The organism is Pseudoneobacillus rhizosphaerae (assembly GCF_917563885.1).
Taxonomy (GTDB): domain Bacteria; phylum Bacillota; class Bacilli; order Bacillales; family Cytobacillaceae; genus Pseudoneobacillus; species Pseudoneobacillus rhizosphaerae.
Genome location: NZ_CAKJTG010000006.1, coordinates 1 through 16,373 on the forward strand (window position 1 = coordinate 1; position 16,373 = coordinate 16,373).

Consider the following 16,373-nt stretch of genomic DNA (forward strand, 5'->3'; position numbering starts at 1 on the left):
AGTCTGGTGGCGATGGCAAGAAGGTCACACCCGTTCCCATACCGAACACGGAAGTTAAGCTTCTTTGCGCCGATGGTAGTTGGAGGATTCCTCCTGTGAGAGTAGGACGTCGCCAGGCAATTTTAGAGCAACCCAAATGGGTTGTTTTTTTTTGTAAATTGAATTTTTTTATTTTTCAGAGGATTGAAGGAAATATCCTATTTATTAATTTATAGAAAATTCTCTTTATTTTTCGTAGAAGTTTACTTCCTTAACTATTCGGTATAAGATGTAAGTAACAAGGTCCGATTTAATAGGGGTGATGAGATTGACAAAACCTTCTAACGTTATTGTAACTGATTTTTCCAAATGGCTAGAAGAAGGAGGGAAATCCCTCAATACCATCTCAACGTATCAACGGGAACTATTAAAATATCAAGGATGGCTGCATCAGTATTCTATTGATCTAAAAGAAATTTCTCAAAATGATGTTCAAAACTATATTTCATTTTTAGAACATCAAGGGAAAAGTCCAATTACTATTGATAAGATTTTAGGTGCTATCAGGACATTTGCCAAATTTTTAAAAAGACCTGAAATAATCATGGATATCCAAATCATACCCATAGATAAAAAGGATGAAATTGAATTATTATCGATATCCGAATGTGAGCAATTGTTAAACCAAGTTAAAAAGGACGGGAATAAAAGGAATATTGCGATTGTATATACACTACTTCATACAGGTATTAGGGTGTCTGAGTTATGTGCATTAAATAAATCAAATCTTGATTTTACTCATAATCAGCTATTTGTATATCCAGCTGTTGGGGTTCAACGATCAATTCCTTTATCAGATGAAGTAAAAATTCATCTAATTAATTATTTAGAATCGGCCAATATTGTTGATGCTTTGTTCATATCTAAATCCAACGAAAGACTAACGGAGAGATCAATCCAATATATGCTGAAAAAATATGATGTAAACCCACATAAGCTTAGACATACTTTTTGTCAGCGGTTAGTCGATAACTGTGTCAGCCTGGAGGTAGTCTCTCAACTAGCAGGACATAAAGATATCAATGTAACTAAAAGATATGCAAAAACAAGACTGAAACAACTTGAATTAGAAAAGGCAATTCGAAATACTTTTTATGATGATACACTTGGATGAGTTATTTGGAAACAGAGTAATTAGTTTCTTTTCGTGTGGATTCTTCCTATGAGAGTTGGCCGGTGGGCAAATAAAAAACAACCCTGGGGTTGTTTTTTTGTGGTTCAAAATAACTATTCATTATCAGTTAAACTTCAGTGATTTGTGTCGACACTAATATGTTCAAATTTAGAAACTTGGAATAAACCAATATCCGTTAGCTTTAGTTCTGGTATGACAGGTAATGATAAAAAGGATAATGTTAAAAATGGATTAAAATCTTTATTTGCTCCTATCGTTTCAAGTGCAAGATGGATTTCATGAAGACTGGTAGCGACTTCTAAATATGGACGTTCAGACATTAGTCCTGCTATGGTTAATTCAAGTGATGCGATGATCTTTCCTTGATTGACAACAATTAAGCCACCTTGCATTTCCTTGATAGCATTTGCAGCTGTTATCATATCAAAATCATTTGTACCAGCAATAATAAGATTATGAGAATCATGGGCAATGGTCGTTGCTATAGCACCTGATTTTAACCCCAATCCTTTAACAATCCCTAACCCAATATTTTTTGTCAGATGATGGCGTTCAATCACAGCTAATTTTAATTGATCATTATCTACGGAAGGCTGAAACATTCCTTGTTCACAAACATTTACCTTTTCAATAATATGTTTGGTTATCAGACTATTAGGGATAATTTCAATAATATTTGCTTTACTATTTTTAACATGAATGTGTAGATGTTCATCAAACAATTCATGAAATCGGACGGAGTTTTTAAGTCTGTTTGATTCGTTCAAAGGGTTGGTTTTTAACTCTTCAACTAGAACCCCATTTTCGACAAATCGTTTACCTTCCTTATAAACTTCTGTAATATTGATTGTGTTAAGGTCATCTAGCAAGACTAAATCAGCTTTATATCCTGGTGCAATAGCCCCTTTATCCTCGATTCCAAAACATTCCGCCGTATTGATAGTGGCCATTTGAATTGCAGTTATTGGGGATATTCCTGATTGAATGGCGAGTCTAATAGTATGATCGATGCTACCATCACGAATAAGATCATCTAAGTGCTTATCATCCGTAACAAATAAGCAACGCCTAGAGTTACGATCGTTTACTATTGGGATAAGTTGCTTCAAATCCTTAGCAACAGTGCCCTCTCGAATCATCAAGTACATTCCTCTACTGATTCGTTCTTTTGCCTGTGCTGCCGTTGTACTTTCATGATCGGTTCGGATACCAGCAGTCATATACACATTGAGATCATTGGCTGATAACCCAGCTGCATGTCCATCTATTTTTTTACCAAATTTCTTGGCATCCATAATTTTATCTAACATGTCATGTTCAGTGTTTTGAACAGCTGGATAATTCATAACCTCTGCTAGACCTAAGACACTAGCTTCTTGATAGAATGGCCGTAAATCTTCTGCTTTTAAAGTAGCCCCAGAATGTTCGAACTCGGTTGCAGGTACACACGAGGGCAGCATAAAGTAAACGTCAAACGGTAAATTTTTAGAAGAGTCTAGCATATATTGTATCCCATCTACACCTAAAACATTGGCAATTTCATGGGGGTCAGCAACAACAGTAGTTACACCGTGTAAAAGTGAAACTTTTGCAAATTCAGGTGGAGTAACCATTGAAGATTCAATATGAACATGCCCATCAATGAAAGCTGGTGATATAAACCGTCCATTTGCATCTACGACATTTTTTCCTTCGAATTTTCCGATTCCCACAATAAAACCATCAACTATGGCAATGTCGCCATCGGTTATTTCACCATTAAAGACATCAATAATTTTTCCGTTTTTTATGACAGTATCTGCTAGCTCTCTACCTGAGGCTACTGAGATTCTTCTTGTTAGTTGATTTCTAACCATGTACATCCTCCTATTATGTTTCTTCATTATCATTATAATTGTTCGGTATACTTATTACTCATTAAAAAAGAATATACTGGTATTATATATCTATTATATGTAGTTAAATAATAGATACAACAATTGAGAGTAAAAATTGGTTTTTAGAAGGAAGGGATTTCAAATGGATAATCAAAGAAAAGTAGTTTTATACGTTGCAACAAGTTTAGATGGGTACATAGCTACAAAGGAAGAATCATTAGAATGGTTATTTAAAATTGAGAGTGAAGGAGATGCGGGATACTCTCAATTCTACGAAACAGTTGATACTATTTTAATGGGGAGAAGAACGTATGATTGGATTATGGCAATGGAAAAAGGGAAATTTCCCTATGAAAATAAAGAATGTTACGTCTTTTCAAATACCTTAAACGGTAAAACGGAGAACGTTGAATTTGTAAATGAAGAAGTCGTTAGTTTCACAACGAAATTGAAATCTGAAGCTGGTAAAGATATATGGATTGTAGGGGGAGGGGAACTCTTACACCTCTTTCTATTGAATAAATTAGTCGATGAATATGTTATTACCATCGCACCTACGTTAATTGGAAAAGGAATCCCATTGTTTAAAGAAGCAGATTATGAACTTGAATTAGAACTTATAGATGTTAAGCGTTTTAACCAATTTGCTCAAATTCACTTCGTGACGAAGTAAATATATCAATCGAGATAATAATAGTAGTTAAAAGACTAATTTAACGCATTAACGTACTGGGGGACAGTCCCCCAGTGCTTTAATGCGGTAATCTGTTTGAAGTGTCTAATAAAGCTAAAAGATGGAGACAATACTTTCAAATGAATATGTGATTATTTCATTTTTATGAGGGGGAATATGCTTGGATGCGTCTTTAAAGATTGGTTATCAGGCTCCAGACTTTTCATTACCGTCAACAACAAAAGAAAAGCTCTCTTTATCTGATTACCGTGGGATTAAGAATATTGTTGTCGCCTTTTATGGTATGGATTTTACTCCAGGCTGAATTAAAGAAATTACCTCTTGGAAAGAGGATTATAAACGATTTGAAGCGGTTAATGCAGAAGTACTAGGTGTTAGCGCAGATCATATTCACTCACATCGGGTCTTTGCGGCAAGTATGGGGACATTACCGTATCCACTTGTATCGGATTGGCATCGGCAAACAATCAAAGATTATCACGTTTATAACGAAAAAGGTGGAGTGGCGATTCGCTCTGTTTTTATTATTAATAAAGAAGGAATCATTACCTACATAAACACATCATTTAAAGCAGATAAAAAAGAGGATTATGAAGCGGTTTTTGATGAGTTAGGAAAATTAACAAACCAATAATAAACGACAAATCCACAATACTAAAGTTTGTGGATTTCTTTTGTTTTATAGGTAAAAAGTCGTTTTGGCTGCTTTTTCATGTATAATGAACACATTCCGCTTTTGAATATGAAATTTCTTCTTCGAGAAATATATATATAAGTCGAATAATCCAAAAAAAGAGGTTAGTACATGAGCATAAGTAGTTTTGAGAATTTTAATTTAAGCGATGAAATCAGAAGATCACTTTCGGTGTTAAAATATGAGAATCCGACTGAGGTTCAAACAGAAGTAATCCCAGTAGCATTGGATAATCAAGACCTTGTCGTAAAATCACAAACAGGAAGCGGGAAGACGGCTGCTTTTGGTATTCCCATTTGTGAGACGATAGAATGGGAAGAAAAATGGCCACAGGCATTAATTTTAACACCAACAAGAGAACTGGCTGTTCAAGTTCGCGAGGACATAACGAATATTGGCCGGTTCAAACGGATTAAAGCGATGGCGGTTTATGGAAAAGAACCGTTTGCTAAACAAAAAGAAGAATTAAAACAAAAAACACATGTAGTCGTCGGCACACCTGGTCGTGTCATGGACCATATTGAGAGAGAAACATTAGTATTAGAGAAAATAAAGTATTTGATTATTGACGAAGCAGATGAAATGCTGAATATGGGTTTTATTGATGAAGTGGAAGCGATTATTAAGGAACTTCCTTCAAACAGAGTAACGATGGTCTTTTCTGCTACACTACCGAAAGATGTGGAAACACTTTGCCATAAATATATGAAAAATCCCATTCATATCGAGATTGCCTCGACTGGGATAACTACAGATACCATTGAACATCGACTTATGGAAGTGAAGGAAGAACAAAAGCTTTCATTGGTTAAAGACGTAACGGTTGTGGAAAATCCAGAAAGCTGTATTATTTTTTGTAATACGAAAGAACATGTCGATACAGTATATAGTGAATTAGAAGAATCCAATTATTCTTGTGAAAGGCTTCATGGAGGATTAGAACAAGAGGACCGGTTTGCGGTTATGAATGGATTTAAAATGGGTAACTTCCGTTATCTTGTGGCTACTGATGTTGCGGCCAGGGGAATTGATATTGATAATGTCACTCTTGTTATCAATTATGATGTTCCAATGGAAAAAGAGAGCTATGTTCATCGTACCGGAAGAACGGGTCGCGCAGGTAACCTTGGAAAAGCGATTACACTTGCGACACAATACGAAAGCAAATATATTAAAGCAATTGAAAGATATATTGGCTTTGAGATTCCTTCGATGGAAGCTCCGAAGCAGCATGAAGTAGCCAGAGGAAAAGCCGCCTTTGAAGAAAAAATTAATGGTCGTCGAGTCGTTAAGAATAATAAAACAGCCAGAATAAACCAAGATATTATGAAGCTTCATTTTAGCGGGGGCAAAAAGAAAAAACTTCGGGCGGTGGATTTTGTAGGAACACTTTCGAACATCTCTGGAGTAACCGCTGAAGATATAGGAATTATCACGATTCAAGACCAAATGACCTATGTGGATATCCTTAACGGAAAAGGCTCCGTTGTCCTACAAGCGATGGAAAATACAACTGTCAAAGGTAAAAAACTAAAAGTAACAAAAGCAATTAAATAAACAGAATTTTAACGCATTAACGTACCGGGGGACTGTCCCCCAGTACGTTAATGCGTTAAAATGAGATAAAATAAATGCTTAAGGGGGGCTATTATGATAAAAGCGATTTTTTTTGATTTGGATGATACTTTGATTTGGGATCAAATGAGTGTAAAGGAAGCGTTTCTTGCTACTTGTAGGCTTGCAGAAGAACGGTTTGGTATCGATGTGAATCAATTAGAAGAAGCCGTTCGAGAATCAGCACGGAATCTATATTCCTCCTACGAAACATATGAGTTTACGCAAATGATTGGGATTAATCCATTTGAAGGTTTATGGGGCGATTTTTTAGATGATCATGAGGATTTAAAGAAGTTGAAAAATATTGTTCCTAGTTATCGACGAGCAGCCTGGACATTGGGGTTAAAAAAACTTGGAATCAATGATCCCGACTTAGCTGCCGAATTAGGGGAGCGTTTTCCTCAAGAAAGAAGAAGAGCACCGTTTGTTTATGAGGAGACGTTTGAGGTTCTGGATCAATTAAAAAATAATTATCAGCTTATTTTGATAACAAACGGTTCCCCTGATCTACAGCATACGAAATTATCGTTAACACCTAAGCTTATTCCTTATTTTGATCAGATTGTTATATCAGGTGATTTTGGTAAAGGGAAACCAGATCCTTCGATATTTGAACATGCACTAGCACAATTATCACTTCAAAAGGAAGAGGTTATGATGGTCGGAGATAATTTAATGACCGATATTTTAGGGGCAAACCGAGCAGGAATTAAATCGGTTTGGATAAATCGACATCAGAAGGACCGGAATGAGGTTATTCCTACATACGAAATTCAACATTTAGATGAGCTTTTGACTATTTTAAAACGGGAGGGTACAAAAATGAATCTTACAGAAGAATTACAAAAAATCCTATCAAGAGACCGGGTAACTAGTAACTTAACGATATTAGAGCAGCATGGAAAAGATGAATCGTATCATCAGCCTGCACTTCCAGATGTAGTCGTTTTCCCTGAAAATCGAGATGAAGTAGTTAAAATTATGCAATTCGCCCATGAACATGAAATTCCTGTTGTCCCATTTGGGCGAGGATCAAGCTTAGAAGGACATGTAATCCCATATCATGGTGGGATTTCACTAGATACTTCTCTAATGAGTAAAGTGTTAGAAATCCGCCCCAATGATTTTTTAGTCAAGGTTCAACCTGGGGTGACAAGAACACAGCTTAATTTAGAGTTGAAAAAACATGGTTTATTCTTTTCCGTAGATCCTGGCGCAGATGCGACCTTAGGAGGAATGGCGGCAACGAATGCAAGCGGGACATCTTCTGTACGTTATGGAGTGATGCGTGATCAAGTGCGTGACTTAGAAGTCGTACTTGCGTCCGGAGAGGTCATTCATACCGGTAGTTTAGCTGCTAAGTCATCCTCTGGCTATCATCTAAACGGATTGTTTGTTGGCTCAGAGGGGACGCTTGGTATTTTTACGGAATTAACTTTACAGGTGTATGGCATACCTGAGGTCATTATGGCAGCGAGAGCTTCGTTTCCATCGACTGATGCTGCGGTTCAAGCTGTAGTAGGAATTCGTTCTACAGGTATTCCTATTGCCCGTGTGGAGCTTGTGGATGCCCATTCTATTAATCAAGTAAATAAACATAGTGGAACATCATACGAGGAACAGCCGACATTATTTTTAGAATTTCATGGAAATCAAGCTGGATTGAATCAGGATGTGGAATTTGCTAAAGAGATTGTTACGGATTATGGCTGTACGAACTTTGTTTTTGAAACGGACTCTAAGTCTCGGAATCAACTATGGGATGCTCGCCATAATTTGGCATATGCTTTTATCCACGGAGCACCGGGTAAAAAATTTATGACTACGGATGTTTGTGTGCCGATTGAAGAATTAGCGGGAGCCATTGAAAATACAAGATTAACAATCAATCAATTTGGATTTGAAGGTGGAATCGTTGGTCATGTAGGGGATGGTAATTTTCACGTCGTTTTCATGATTGATCTTGATAATGAAAAGGAAGTTCAAACGGCAAAAGAGCTAAATGCCCATATTGTTGACTATGCTTTAACGCGTGGTGGGACCTGTACTGGAGAGCATGGAGTTGGTGTTGGGAAAAGAATATACCAACAAAAAGAGCATGGGAATGCACTTGAAACGATGAGATTGATTAAAAAAGCTTTAGATCCTAAAGGAATATTAAATCCTGGGAAAATCTTTTTCGATTAACACTAATGGGGATAAGGAAAAGCATTCTTTCAAAAATGTTAATCATACCAAATAGTTATAGTATTATAAGAAATAGTCTAAGGATGGTGTTAAATTGAAAAACATAAAAGTAGGTAACAGTAACATAACAGCTTCCAACATCATAATGGGAAATATGCGTTTAAACGAGCTTTCAGTTTCGGAAGCTGAAAAATTAATCCGTACTGCGATGGACATAGGAATTAATTTCTTTGATCATGCAGATATATATGGTGGAGGTCAATGTGAAGAGCTATTTGCTAATGCGATTAACATGAATTCAACCATCCGTGAACAAATGATTTTACAAAGTAAATGTGGGATTCGAAATGGATATTTTGATTTTTCAAAAGAATATATCATTGAATCCGTTAACGGGATCCTCAAACGATTAAAAACAGAGTATCTTGACATATTGTTGCTTCATCGTCCTGATCCATTAATGGAACCTGAAGAAGTTTCGGAGGCATTTGATGAGCTTTATAACAGTGGAAAGATAAGAAACTTTGGTGTGTCAAACTTTAATCCAATGCAGCTTGAACTATTACAGAAAAACATTAACCATAAGTTGATGGTTAACCAAGTGCAATTTGGTATTGCACATACTCCATTAATCGATTCGGGAATTGCCTTTAATATGAAAATAGATCAATCAGTAAACCGTGATAACAGTATTCTAGAATATTGTCGCTTGAATGATATCACCTTACAAGCATGGTCACCATTCCAGCACGGTTTTTTTGAGGGGACATTCCTTGGCGATTTAGACCGTTATCCAAAGTTAAACGAAGTAATTAATCAATTAGCTGAGAAATATGGTGTGACAAATACGGCTATTTCTACAGCTTGGATTACTCGCCATCCTGCCAACATACAAGTTGTACTTGGTACAACAAAAGTCAATCGTATGAAAGAGGCATGCAAAGGTGTTGAGATAATCTTGACTAGAGAAGAGTGGTATCAGATTTACAAGGCAGCTGGAAATATCGTACCCTAATTGAGAAAATCAGCGCTGTTAGGCGCTGATTTTTTCAATTTTCTTTTGAAAAATTTTCGTATTTGTTCCTACATATACTCCTGATAAAACAAAAGCAGCTCCAACACCGTGAGCCCATGTGAAGGTTTCTCCAAGATAAATGGTTGCCATCAATACAGCTGAAACAGGCATAACATTGATAAAAATAGAAGCCTTAGCTGCCCCAACTTCTTTGATTCCGTAGTAGTACATAACAAATGACACAACCGTAACAAATATGCTCATATGGGCAATCGCGACCCAAGTGGTAAGGCTTGCCTGTTGAACATCCTGCCAGCTTGTTTCGACTAAGGCAAACGGTAATAAAAATAAAGTACCAAATGCAACCGCATAGGTGGTAGATTCTACTGCACTATATTTTTTTAAGACTACTTTTCCGACCACACTATACAATGCCCAACTAATGACGGCACCTAGTAAAACCAAATCAATCGGTTCAAAGCCTAATTGGAAAAGTGTTAATAGATGCCCATCCGTAATAATAAAAGTAACCCCTGTAAGAGCAATGATCATGCCAATAATATTATTCCTAGTAATCGTTTCTTTTAGAAATAATCCAGATAAAAGGACGATTAAAACCGGATTCGAAGCGATAAATAAAGAACTTTTAATAACTGGTGCATGTTTTGAGGCCAGAAAAAAGCAAATATTATACAAAGCAATTCCTGTTAACCCTAGAACGGTAAATAAACCAATGTCTTTAAGTGTGAGTTTTTTACGATTCTTCTCCATGATCCACATCAATGGGAACAATAGAATCGCTGCACCAAAAAAGCGTAAAAACGCAACTGTTGCGGGTTGAAAGCTTTGTACTGCAAGCTTACCTGCAATAAAGGCGCTACCCCAAGTGGCTGTTGCCAAGGTTAACATTCCGTATGTAAGCCAAAGCTTCTTATTCATTTAGTCCCCTTCAATCTTTTAAATTTTATAACTAGTATTGTATCATCCTTTTCGAACTCGAAATATTTATTTTTTTGAGAAAAGCAAACAAAAAATAGTAATGGTAAAATTTACATATTTTATAGGTAATTTATACCAAAAATTATTTTCCGCAAACTGGGTATAAAGAACGATTTTTTATTTCTGTTTCAGAAAGGTTTTACACTATTAATCGTTAATCTACCGCATTGTGAAGCGTTTTTTGGGATTAATTCATAAAAGTCACAAAATTTATAATCTTCTAAAAATTCATTGAAAATTGAAGTAAGCTGTTTTATAGTTTGTAATAATCCTAGATTTAGAAGAATAACATAAAACAATTACTAAATATAGTGGAAATGCTATCACATACTTACGAAAGACAACCAACATTCTAGTCTTCTGGTCGAAAGGAGGTAATTGAAAATGAGTAGTCCTTACATCGATGAGTTAGATAAAGGAATTATCAAGTTTTTAGCAAATGACGGAAGAATGTCATTCACAGAAATCGCATCTAACTTGTTCGTAACGGAAAAAACAATAAGAACGAGGTACAAACACTTACTAGAACAAAATATTTTAAACGTTGTAGGTGTCGTGGATCCTGTAGCTATAGGGATTAAAGCAGGAGCGATTATTCAATTAAAGGTTCAATTACCTATCCTCGAACAAGTGATTGAAGACTTAAAAAAACTAAAGGAAGTTAGATTTATTACATCTATATCAGGTAAATATCAAGTAATTATTCAGGTGGCAGTACCAACATACGATGATTTGTCTGCAAGCTTTAAAAAAATTAGATTGATTCCTGGATTAGAAGAAATGAATACTACCGTCCAACTTGAAGTACATAAAAATACCTTTGAATACTTTTGAAAGAGGATAAAACACATTAACTTACGTTTTCTTTTTTAAAAAAATAGATGAGGATGGGAAGGGATATATATGCTAGCAAATTGGAATGAACGTTTAGAAGAGTTATATGATCAAATGGTTGAATGGAGAAGAGATTTTCATCAACACCCAGAATTATCGTTCCAGGAAGAGAGAACTCCTAAAATCATAACGAAGTATCTTGAAAGTCTAGGGATTGAAGTGAAAACAGGTGTTGGTGGTCGTGGTGTGGTTGGGACAATTAGAGGTGGAAAGCCAGGCAAAACGATTGCCATACGAGCAGACTTTGATGCTTTACCGATTCAGGATGAAAAAGATGTACCTTATAAGTCAACCGTTTCAGGTGTTATGCATGCATGTGGGCACGACGGACACACCGCTACACTTTTAGGAGTGGCAAAGGTATTAAGTGAAAATTGCGAACAGTTAAATGGAAATGTTGTGCTATTACACCAACATGCGGAAGAGGTAGCACCTGGTGGAGCGATTGCGATGGTAGAAGATGGTTGCTTAGAAAATGTGGATGTCGTATTTGGCACTCATTTAATGGCTAATGCCCCATATGGGACCTACGCTTATCGTAAAGGTCCGATAATGGCAGCGGCTGATCGATTTGATATCAAGATTAAAGGTAGAGGTGGTCATGGTTCCGCACCACATGAAACGGTTGATGCGATAGCGATAGCGACTCAAGTGGTAACACAACTCCAGCACCTAGTTTCAAGACAAATAAATCCACTTAAGCCAGCAGTGGTTTCAGTTGGTTCCTTCCATGCAGGTGGGGCCTCAAACGTGATAGCCGATTCTGCAGAGCTAACTGGAACGGTTCGCACCTTTGATCCTGAGGTGCGAGATTATATTGAAAAAGAATTGAAAACTATTGTTGAAGGAATTTGTTCAGCATTTCATGCAACAGCTGAAGTTACCTATTTCCGTGGATATCCTGCAGTAGTGAATCATGATAAAGAAACGGATGTATTCGTAGAGGTTATGAAAAAGTGCGTTGGTGAAGATAAATTAATCCATATCGACCCAATCATGGGAAGTGAGGACTTTGGTTATTTTATTAAAGAAAAACCAGGGATGTTTTTCTTTACAGCAGCGGGTAATGAAGAGATTGGGGCAAGTTATCCACATCATCACCCTAAATTTGATTTTGATGAAAGAGCGATGCTAAATGCTGGAAAAGCACTACTTTCTATTACACACAATTATTTATGTGAACAGGAAGTATTAGAAGAAAAGCTAGTGGCCGAAAAAGCATAAGTGGCTGAAAATAACGAAAAAAGGGGGGCGAAAAGTGGAAGAGTACTTATTAAAGGTAGATAAGGTTCAAACTGTGTTTAAAACAGGAAAGGGAGAGATTACATCCGTAGAGGAGGTAAGCTTTCAACTTAAACCAGGACAAACCATAGGCATTGTCGGAGAATCAGGCTGTGGAAAAAGTGTTACCTCTCTTTCGATAATGAGGCTACTTGGTAAACATGGTTATGTTAAGAATGGATCGATTCTTTTTAATGGTAAGGATCTAGCCAAAATTTCTGAAGCTGAAATGAGAGAAATTCGTGGAAATGAAATTTCGATGATCTTTCAGGAGCCCATGACATCTTTGAACCCCGTTTTCACCATTGGGAATCAAATGATGGAGGGAATTCGCCTCCATATGAAGCTAGGAAAAAAAGAAGCAAGAAATTATGCAATTGAAATGCTTAATAGTGTTGGAATTCCAAGGTCAGAAGCTATCATGAATGAATTTCCCCATGCTCTATCAGGTGGTATGAGACAGCGTGTCATGATTGCTATGGCCCTATCCTGTAGACCAAGACTGCTAATTGCGGATGAACCAACTACAGCGTTAGATGTAACCATTCAAGCACAAATACTAGAATTAATGAAAAAGCTCCGCTCACAATCTAATACAGCGATTATTTTAATCACGCATGATTTAGGTGTAGTCGCAGAAATGGTCGATAAAATTATTGTCATGTATGCTGGGCAAGTAGTTGAAGAAGCAGATGTTTTTACACTCTTTGACAATCCAAAGCACCCATATACAAAAGGGTTAATAGGTTCTATTCCTCATATCGAAACGCATCAGGAGGATAGGCTAATATCTATCCCTGGAGCGGTACCGAGCCTGCAAAATATGCCAACTGGCTGCCGCTTTCATACAAGGTGTGAGTTTGCAACAGAACGTTGCCTACAAGAACAACCAAACCTCATTCAATTAGATGAAACCGGTGAGCATAAGGTAAGGTGCTGGTTAGCAGAAGAAGAGGCCTATGTATCCCGTGAGAACAAGGAGGTTTTTGTATGAGTCTACCAACAGAAATCAAGATAGAAAAACCTTCAAAAGAACGAACAGGGACTCCTTTATTAGAAATAAATAATTTAAAACAATATTATCCAATTAAAAAAGGAATCTTTTCAAAAACAGTAGGTCATGTCAAAGCTGTGGATGGACTATCATTACAAATTTACCCAGGTGAAACATTAGGTTTAGTTGGAGAATCGGGATGTGGAAAGTCAACAACAGGCAGGGCCATCGTTCAATTGGAGAAGCCTTCAGAGGGAGAAATTATTTTTGATGGAAAAAATATTTCCAACTTTACGAATCGGGAAATGAGAAGTATACGGACCGAATTACAAATTATCTTTCAGGATCCGTATTCTTCTCTCAATCCTAGGAAGCGTATTGGCGACCTGCTAAGTGAACCATTATTATTCCATAAACTCGCTACACCTTCTGAAGCAAAGAAAAAAGTAGAGGATATGTTAGAGATTGTTGGATTACCAAAGTCCTATCGAAATCGTTATCCTCACGAATTTTCAGGGGGACAGCGTCAACGGATTGGGATTGCAAGAGCTTTAATTTTAAACCCTAAATTAATCGTTTGTGATGAACCCGTATCGGCATTAGATGTATCGATTCAAGCTCAAGTTTTGAATCTATTAAAGGATTTACAGAATGAATTTAACTTGACGTATTTATTTATTGGACACGGACTTGGAGCAGTGAAATACATTAGTGATCGAATTGCAGTCATGTATTTAGGGAACATCGTTGAGATTGCAAAAACGGAGGAAATGTTTAAAAATCCTAAACATCCTTATACTCTAGCCCTTCTTAATGCATATCCAGTACCGAATCCACATTTACGAGGGAGACAGAGAATTGTCTTGGAAGGGGATGTACCAAGTCCAGCAAATCCACCAAAAGGATGTAAATTTCATACCCGCTGTCCGATAGCGCAAAGTAAATGTAGAGAGGAAGTACCAGTGCTAACAGGAGTTCATCATTCTGTTGCCTGTCATTTTCCAATTAATTAGCTAAAAGGGGGTGGCAATGAATGTTTCAATACATTATTCGCCGATTATTAATCGCTATTCCGGTTTTATTAGGAGTAACCATCTTTAACTTTTTCATTATTAATCTAGCACCTGGTAATCCAGTTGACATGTTTGTTAATCCCAATATGTCTGCAGCAGATATCTTAGCAAAAAAAGAAGCACTGGGATTAAATGATCCACTTTGGGAGCAGTATGGCAGATGGATGGGAAGTATGTTACAGGGGGATTTTGGATATTCATTTGCTACATATGAACCGGTGTTGGATAATATCGCAGCCCGAATCGGTCCGACACTACTCTTAATGGGAACAGCCTTAATCATTGCTTATTTAATTGCTATTCCGGTTGGAATTCTTAGTGCAACCAAACAATATTCATTTATTGATTATTTAACGACAACGTTTTCGTTCTTTGGCATCTCAATACCGAACTTTTTCTTAGGGTTAGGAGCCATTTATGTTTTTGGAATTGTGTTCCCTATTTTCCCAACTGGAGGCATGACTACATTAGGATCGTCAGGTGGCTTTGTTGATACCTTCATGCACTTAGTGCTCCCAGCAATGGTACTTGGGACAGCCATTGCGGGAAGTATGGTTCGATATGTTCGTTCTAGTATGCTGGAGGTTCTAGGACAAGACTACTTAAGAACAGCGAGAGCCAAGGGATTACGAGAGTTTTTTGTCAATAACAAACACGCCTTGCGTAATGCTTTAATTCCGATTGTGACCATTATTGGACTTGAAATTCCACTGCTTATTGGTGGAGCGGTTGTTACAGAACAAATCTTCCAATGGCCAGGGTTAGGTCAGTTAACCATTCAGTCAATTGGTTCACGTGATTATCCGATGCTAATGGCATTAAATTTCATCGCTGCATTTACCGTATTATTCTCAAATCTTTTAACTGATCTTATGTACTCAGTTGTTGATCCGAGGATTAAATACAACTAGAGTTTGAGGGGGGAAATAGATGGCGGCGCCAGAATTAGAATTTGAAAATAATACTCCAGTTAGCATAACTCAACCATTAAGCAACAGTCAGGAGGGGTTAGGTAAAGAGGAGAGCTATTTAAAGGTAGTGGCAAATCGATTTTTTAAACATAAGCTTGCTGTGATTGGACTAGTAATCATAACATTATTTGTTTTAATGGCTATTTTTGCTCCGGTTATTGCTCCCCAGGATCCGTTAGAAGTAGGGTACGAATTTGAGGCAAAGCCATCATCTGAACATCTACTTGGAACAGATCAGGTTGGTCGCGATGTATTAAGTCGTTTAATTTATGCTTCCCGTATCTCACTATCCGTTGGTTTAGGAGCGGTTTCGATTTATGTGGTAATTGGTACGATTTTAGGAGCGATAGCAGGCTATATGGGAAAATGGGCTGACATGTTGATTATGCGGATTACAGATGTATTCATGTCCTTTCCCTTCTTAATGGTTATTTTAGTATTAGTAAGTGTAATGGGGCCAAGTTTATTTAACATTATTTTAGTTTTAGGGATATTAGGCTGGCCACCAATAGCCCGATTAGTTAGAGGAAGTGTGTTATCTCTTAAAGAAATGGATTATGTCAAAGCGGGTGTAGCGCTAGGTTATACCGCTCCCAAAATTTTATTACATCACATCTTGCCTAATGCTTTGGCCCCGATTTTAGTCAATGCCACATTTGGAATTGCATCTGCCATTATTATGGAAGCTTCTTTAAGTTTCCTCGGAATGGGAGTACAACCGCCAACGGCGAGCTGGGGAAATATGTTAACAGAAGCTCAATCATTAACCGTTCTAGCTGAACAACCATGGTTATGGATTCCACCAGGATTAATGATCATTCTGGCTGTCATTTCCATTAACTTTATGGGTGACGGATTGCGTGATGCGGTAGATCCGAAAAGCTTTAAATAAAGGCTCTTTTC

14 protein-coding genes, 1 rRNA gene and 1 pseudogene are annotated in these 16,373 nt (G+C 37.1%); 14 read left to right on the top strand and 2 right to left on the bottom strand.

Going from position 1 to position 16,373, the window contains the following annotated elements:
* Positions 1-2: 2 nt before the first annotated feature.
* Positions 3-118 (top strand): 5S ribosomal RNA (gene rrf, locus LRP83_RS06075).
* Between the two features lie 189 nt (positions 119-307).
* Complete coding sequence (locus LRP83_RS06080; RefSeq protein ID WP_230495801.1) at positions 308-1,153, top strand: tyrosine-type recombinase/integrase; 846 nt, start codon at positions 308-310, stop codon at positions 1,151-1,153.
* A 134-nt stretch (positions 1,154-1,287) separates the two neighbouring features.
* Here LRP83_RS06080 and ade read toward each other — a convergent pair whose 3' ends face one another.
* Positions 1,288-3,036, bottom strand: a complete 1,749-nt coding sequence (gene ade / locus LRP83_RS06085) for an adenine deaminase (RefSeq protein WP_230495802.1) — start codon at positions 3,034-3,036, stop codon at positions 1,288-1,290.
* 157 nt (positions 3,037-3,193) lie between these two features.
* Here ade and LRP83_RS06090 point away from each other — a divergent pair, with 157 nt between their 5' ends.
* The 6 genes and pseudogenes from LRP83_RS06090 (at position 3,194) to LRP83_RS06115 (ending at position 9,258) form a co-directional block, all read left to right on the top strand.
* The gene (locus tag LRP83_RS06090) at positions 3,194-3,724 is read left to right on the top strand and encodes a dihydrofolate reductase family protein (protein ID WP_230495803.1); all 531 of its coding nucleotides are present in this window, start codon (positions 3,194-3,196) and stop codon (positions 3,722-3,724) included.
* 181 nt (positions 3,725-3,905) lie between these two features.
* On the top strand, positions 3,906-4,379 hold the full coding sequence (locus LRP83_RS06095; protein ID WP_230495804.1) for a redoxin domain-containing protein: 474 nt from the start codon (positions 3,906-3,908) through the stop codon (positions 4,377-4,379).
* Between the two features lie 171 nt (positions 4,380-4,550).
* Positions 4,551-5,996: a DEAD/DEAH box helicase gene (locus tag LRP83_RS06100; RefSeq protein ID WP_230495805.1), complete on the top strand. Its 1,446-nt coding sequence runs from the start codon at positions 4,551-4,553 to the stop codon at positions 5,994-5,996.
* A 93-nt stretch (positions 5,997-6,089) separates the two neighbouring features.
* Positions 6,090-6,815: pseudogene (locus LRP83_RS06105) on the top strand (HAD family hydrolase); the annotation flags it as partial.
* Positions 6,816-6,878: 63 nt separating this feature from the next.
* Entirely contained in the window at positions 6,879-8,243 is a 1,365-nt protein-coding gene (locus LRP83_RS06110) for an FAD-binding oxidoreductase (RefSeq protein WP_230495997.1), read from the top strand.
* Positions 8,244-8,337: 94 nt separating this feature from the next.
* On the top strand, positions 8,338-9,258 hold the full coding sequence (locus LRP83_RS06115) for an aldo/keto reductase (RefSeq protein WP_230495806.1): 921 nt from the start codon (positions 8,338-8,340) through the stop codon (positions 9,256-9,258).
* 18 nt (positions 9,259-9,276) lie between these two features.
* Here LRP83_RS06115 and LRP83_RS06120 read toward each other — a convergent pair whose 3' ends face one another.
* Positions 9,277-10,197 (bottom strand): DMT family transporter, encoded by a 921-nt coding sequence (locus tag LRP83_RS06120; protein ID WP_230495807.1) that lies wholly within the window; start codon positions 10,195-10,197, stop codon positions 9,277-9,279.
* Positions 10,198-10,641: 444 nt separating this feature from the next.
* Here LRP83_RS06120 and LRP83_RS06125 point away from each other — a divergent pair, with 444 nt between their 5' ends.
* The 6 genes from LRP83_RS06125 to opp4C all read left to right on the top strand — a co-directional run bounded on the left by LRP83_RS06125 (position 10,642) and on the right by opp4C (position 16,362).
* Positions 10,642-11,091 (top strand): Lrp/AsnC family transcriptional regulator, encoded by a 450-nt coding sequence (locus LRP83_RS06125; protein WP_230495808.1) that lies wholly within the window; start codon positions 10,642-10,644, stop codon positions 11,089-11,091.
* 69 nt (positions 11,092-11,160) lie between these two features.
* A complete protein-coding gene (locus tag LRP83_RS06130; RefSeq protein ID WP_230495809.1) occupies positions 11,161-12,375 on the top strand; it encodes a M20 family metallopeptidase in 1,215 nt (404 codons plus the stop codon).
* Between the two features lie 34 nt (positions 12,376-12,409).
* Positions 12,410-13,426, top strand: a complete 1,017-nt coding sequence (locus LRP83_RS06135; RefSeq protein WP_230495810.1) for an ABC transporter ATP-binding protein — start codon at positions 12,410-12,412, stop codon at positions 13,424-13,426.
* Entirely contained in the window at positions 13,423-14,439 is a 1,017-nt protein-coding gene (locus LRP83_RS06140; RefSeq protein WP_230495811.1) for an ABC transporter ATP-binding protein, read from the top strand. The genes LRP83_RS06135 and LRP83_RS06140 overlap by 4 nt, the downstream gene beginning before the upstream one ends.
* Before the next feature lie 20 nt (positions 14,440-14,459).
* Entirely contained in the window at positions 14,460-15,410 is a 951-nt protein-coding gene (locus tag LRP83_RS06145; RefSeq protein ID WP_230495812.1) for an ABC transporter permease, read from the top strand.
* Positions 15,411-15,429: 19 nt separating this feature from the next.
* Complete coding sequence (opp4C, locus tag LRP83_RS06150; RefSeq protein WP_230495813.1) at positions 15,430-16,362, top strand: oligopeptide ABC transporter permease; 933 nt, start codon at positions 15,430-15,432, stop codon at positions 16,360-16,362.
* Positions 16,363-16,373 lie beyond the last annotated feature (11 nt).

Bases quoted from the DNA above. Each gene is read 5' to 3' on its own strand.
- LRP83_RS06120 (WP_230495807.1), bottom strand. From the start codon at position 10,197: ATGAATAAGAAGCTTTGGCTTACATACGGAATGTTAACCTTGGCAACA.
- ade (WP_230495802.1), bottom strand. From the start codon at position 3,036: ATGTACATGGTTAGAAATCAACTAACAAGAAGAATCTCAGTAGCCTCA.
- LRP83_RS06125 (WP_230495808.1), top strand. From the start codon at position 10,642: ATGAGTAGTCCTTACATCGATGAGTTAGATAAAGGAATTATCAAGTTT.
- opp4C (WP_230495813.1), top strand. From the start codon at position 15,430: ATGGCGGCGCCAGAATTAGAATTTGAAAATAATACTCCAGTTAGCATA.
- LRP83_RS06090 (WP_230495803.1), top strand. From the start codon at position 3,194: ATGGATAATCAAAGAAAAGTAGTTTTATACGTTGCAACAAGTTTAGAT.
- LRP83_RS06110 (WP_230495997.1), top strand. From the start codon at position 6,879: ATGAATCTTACAGAAGAATTACAAAAAATCCTATCAAGAGACCGGGTA.
- LRP83_RS06145 (WP_230495812.1), top strand. From the start codon at position 14,460: ATGTTTCAATACATTATTCGCCGATTATTAATCGCTATTCCGGTTTTA.
- LRP83_RS06100 (WP_230495805.1), top strand. From the start codon at position 4,551: ATGAGCATAAGTAGTTTTGAGAATTTTAATTTAAGCGATGAAATCAGA.
- LRP83_RS06130 (WP_230495809.1), top strand. From the start codon at position 11,161: ATGCTAGCAAATTGGAATGAACGTTTAGAAGAGTTATATGATCAAATG.
- LRP83_RS06140 (WP_230495811.1), top strand. From the start codon at position 13,423: ATGAGTCTACCAACAGAAATCAAGATAGAAAAACCTTCAAAAGAACGA.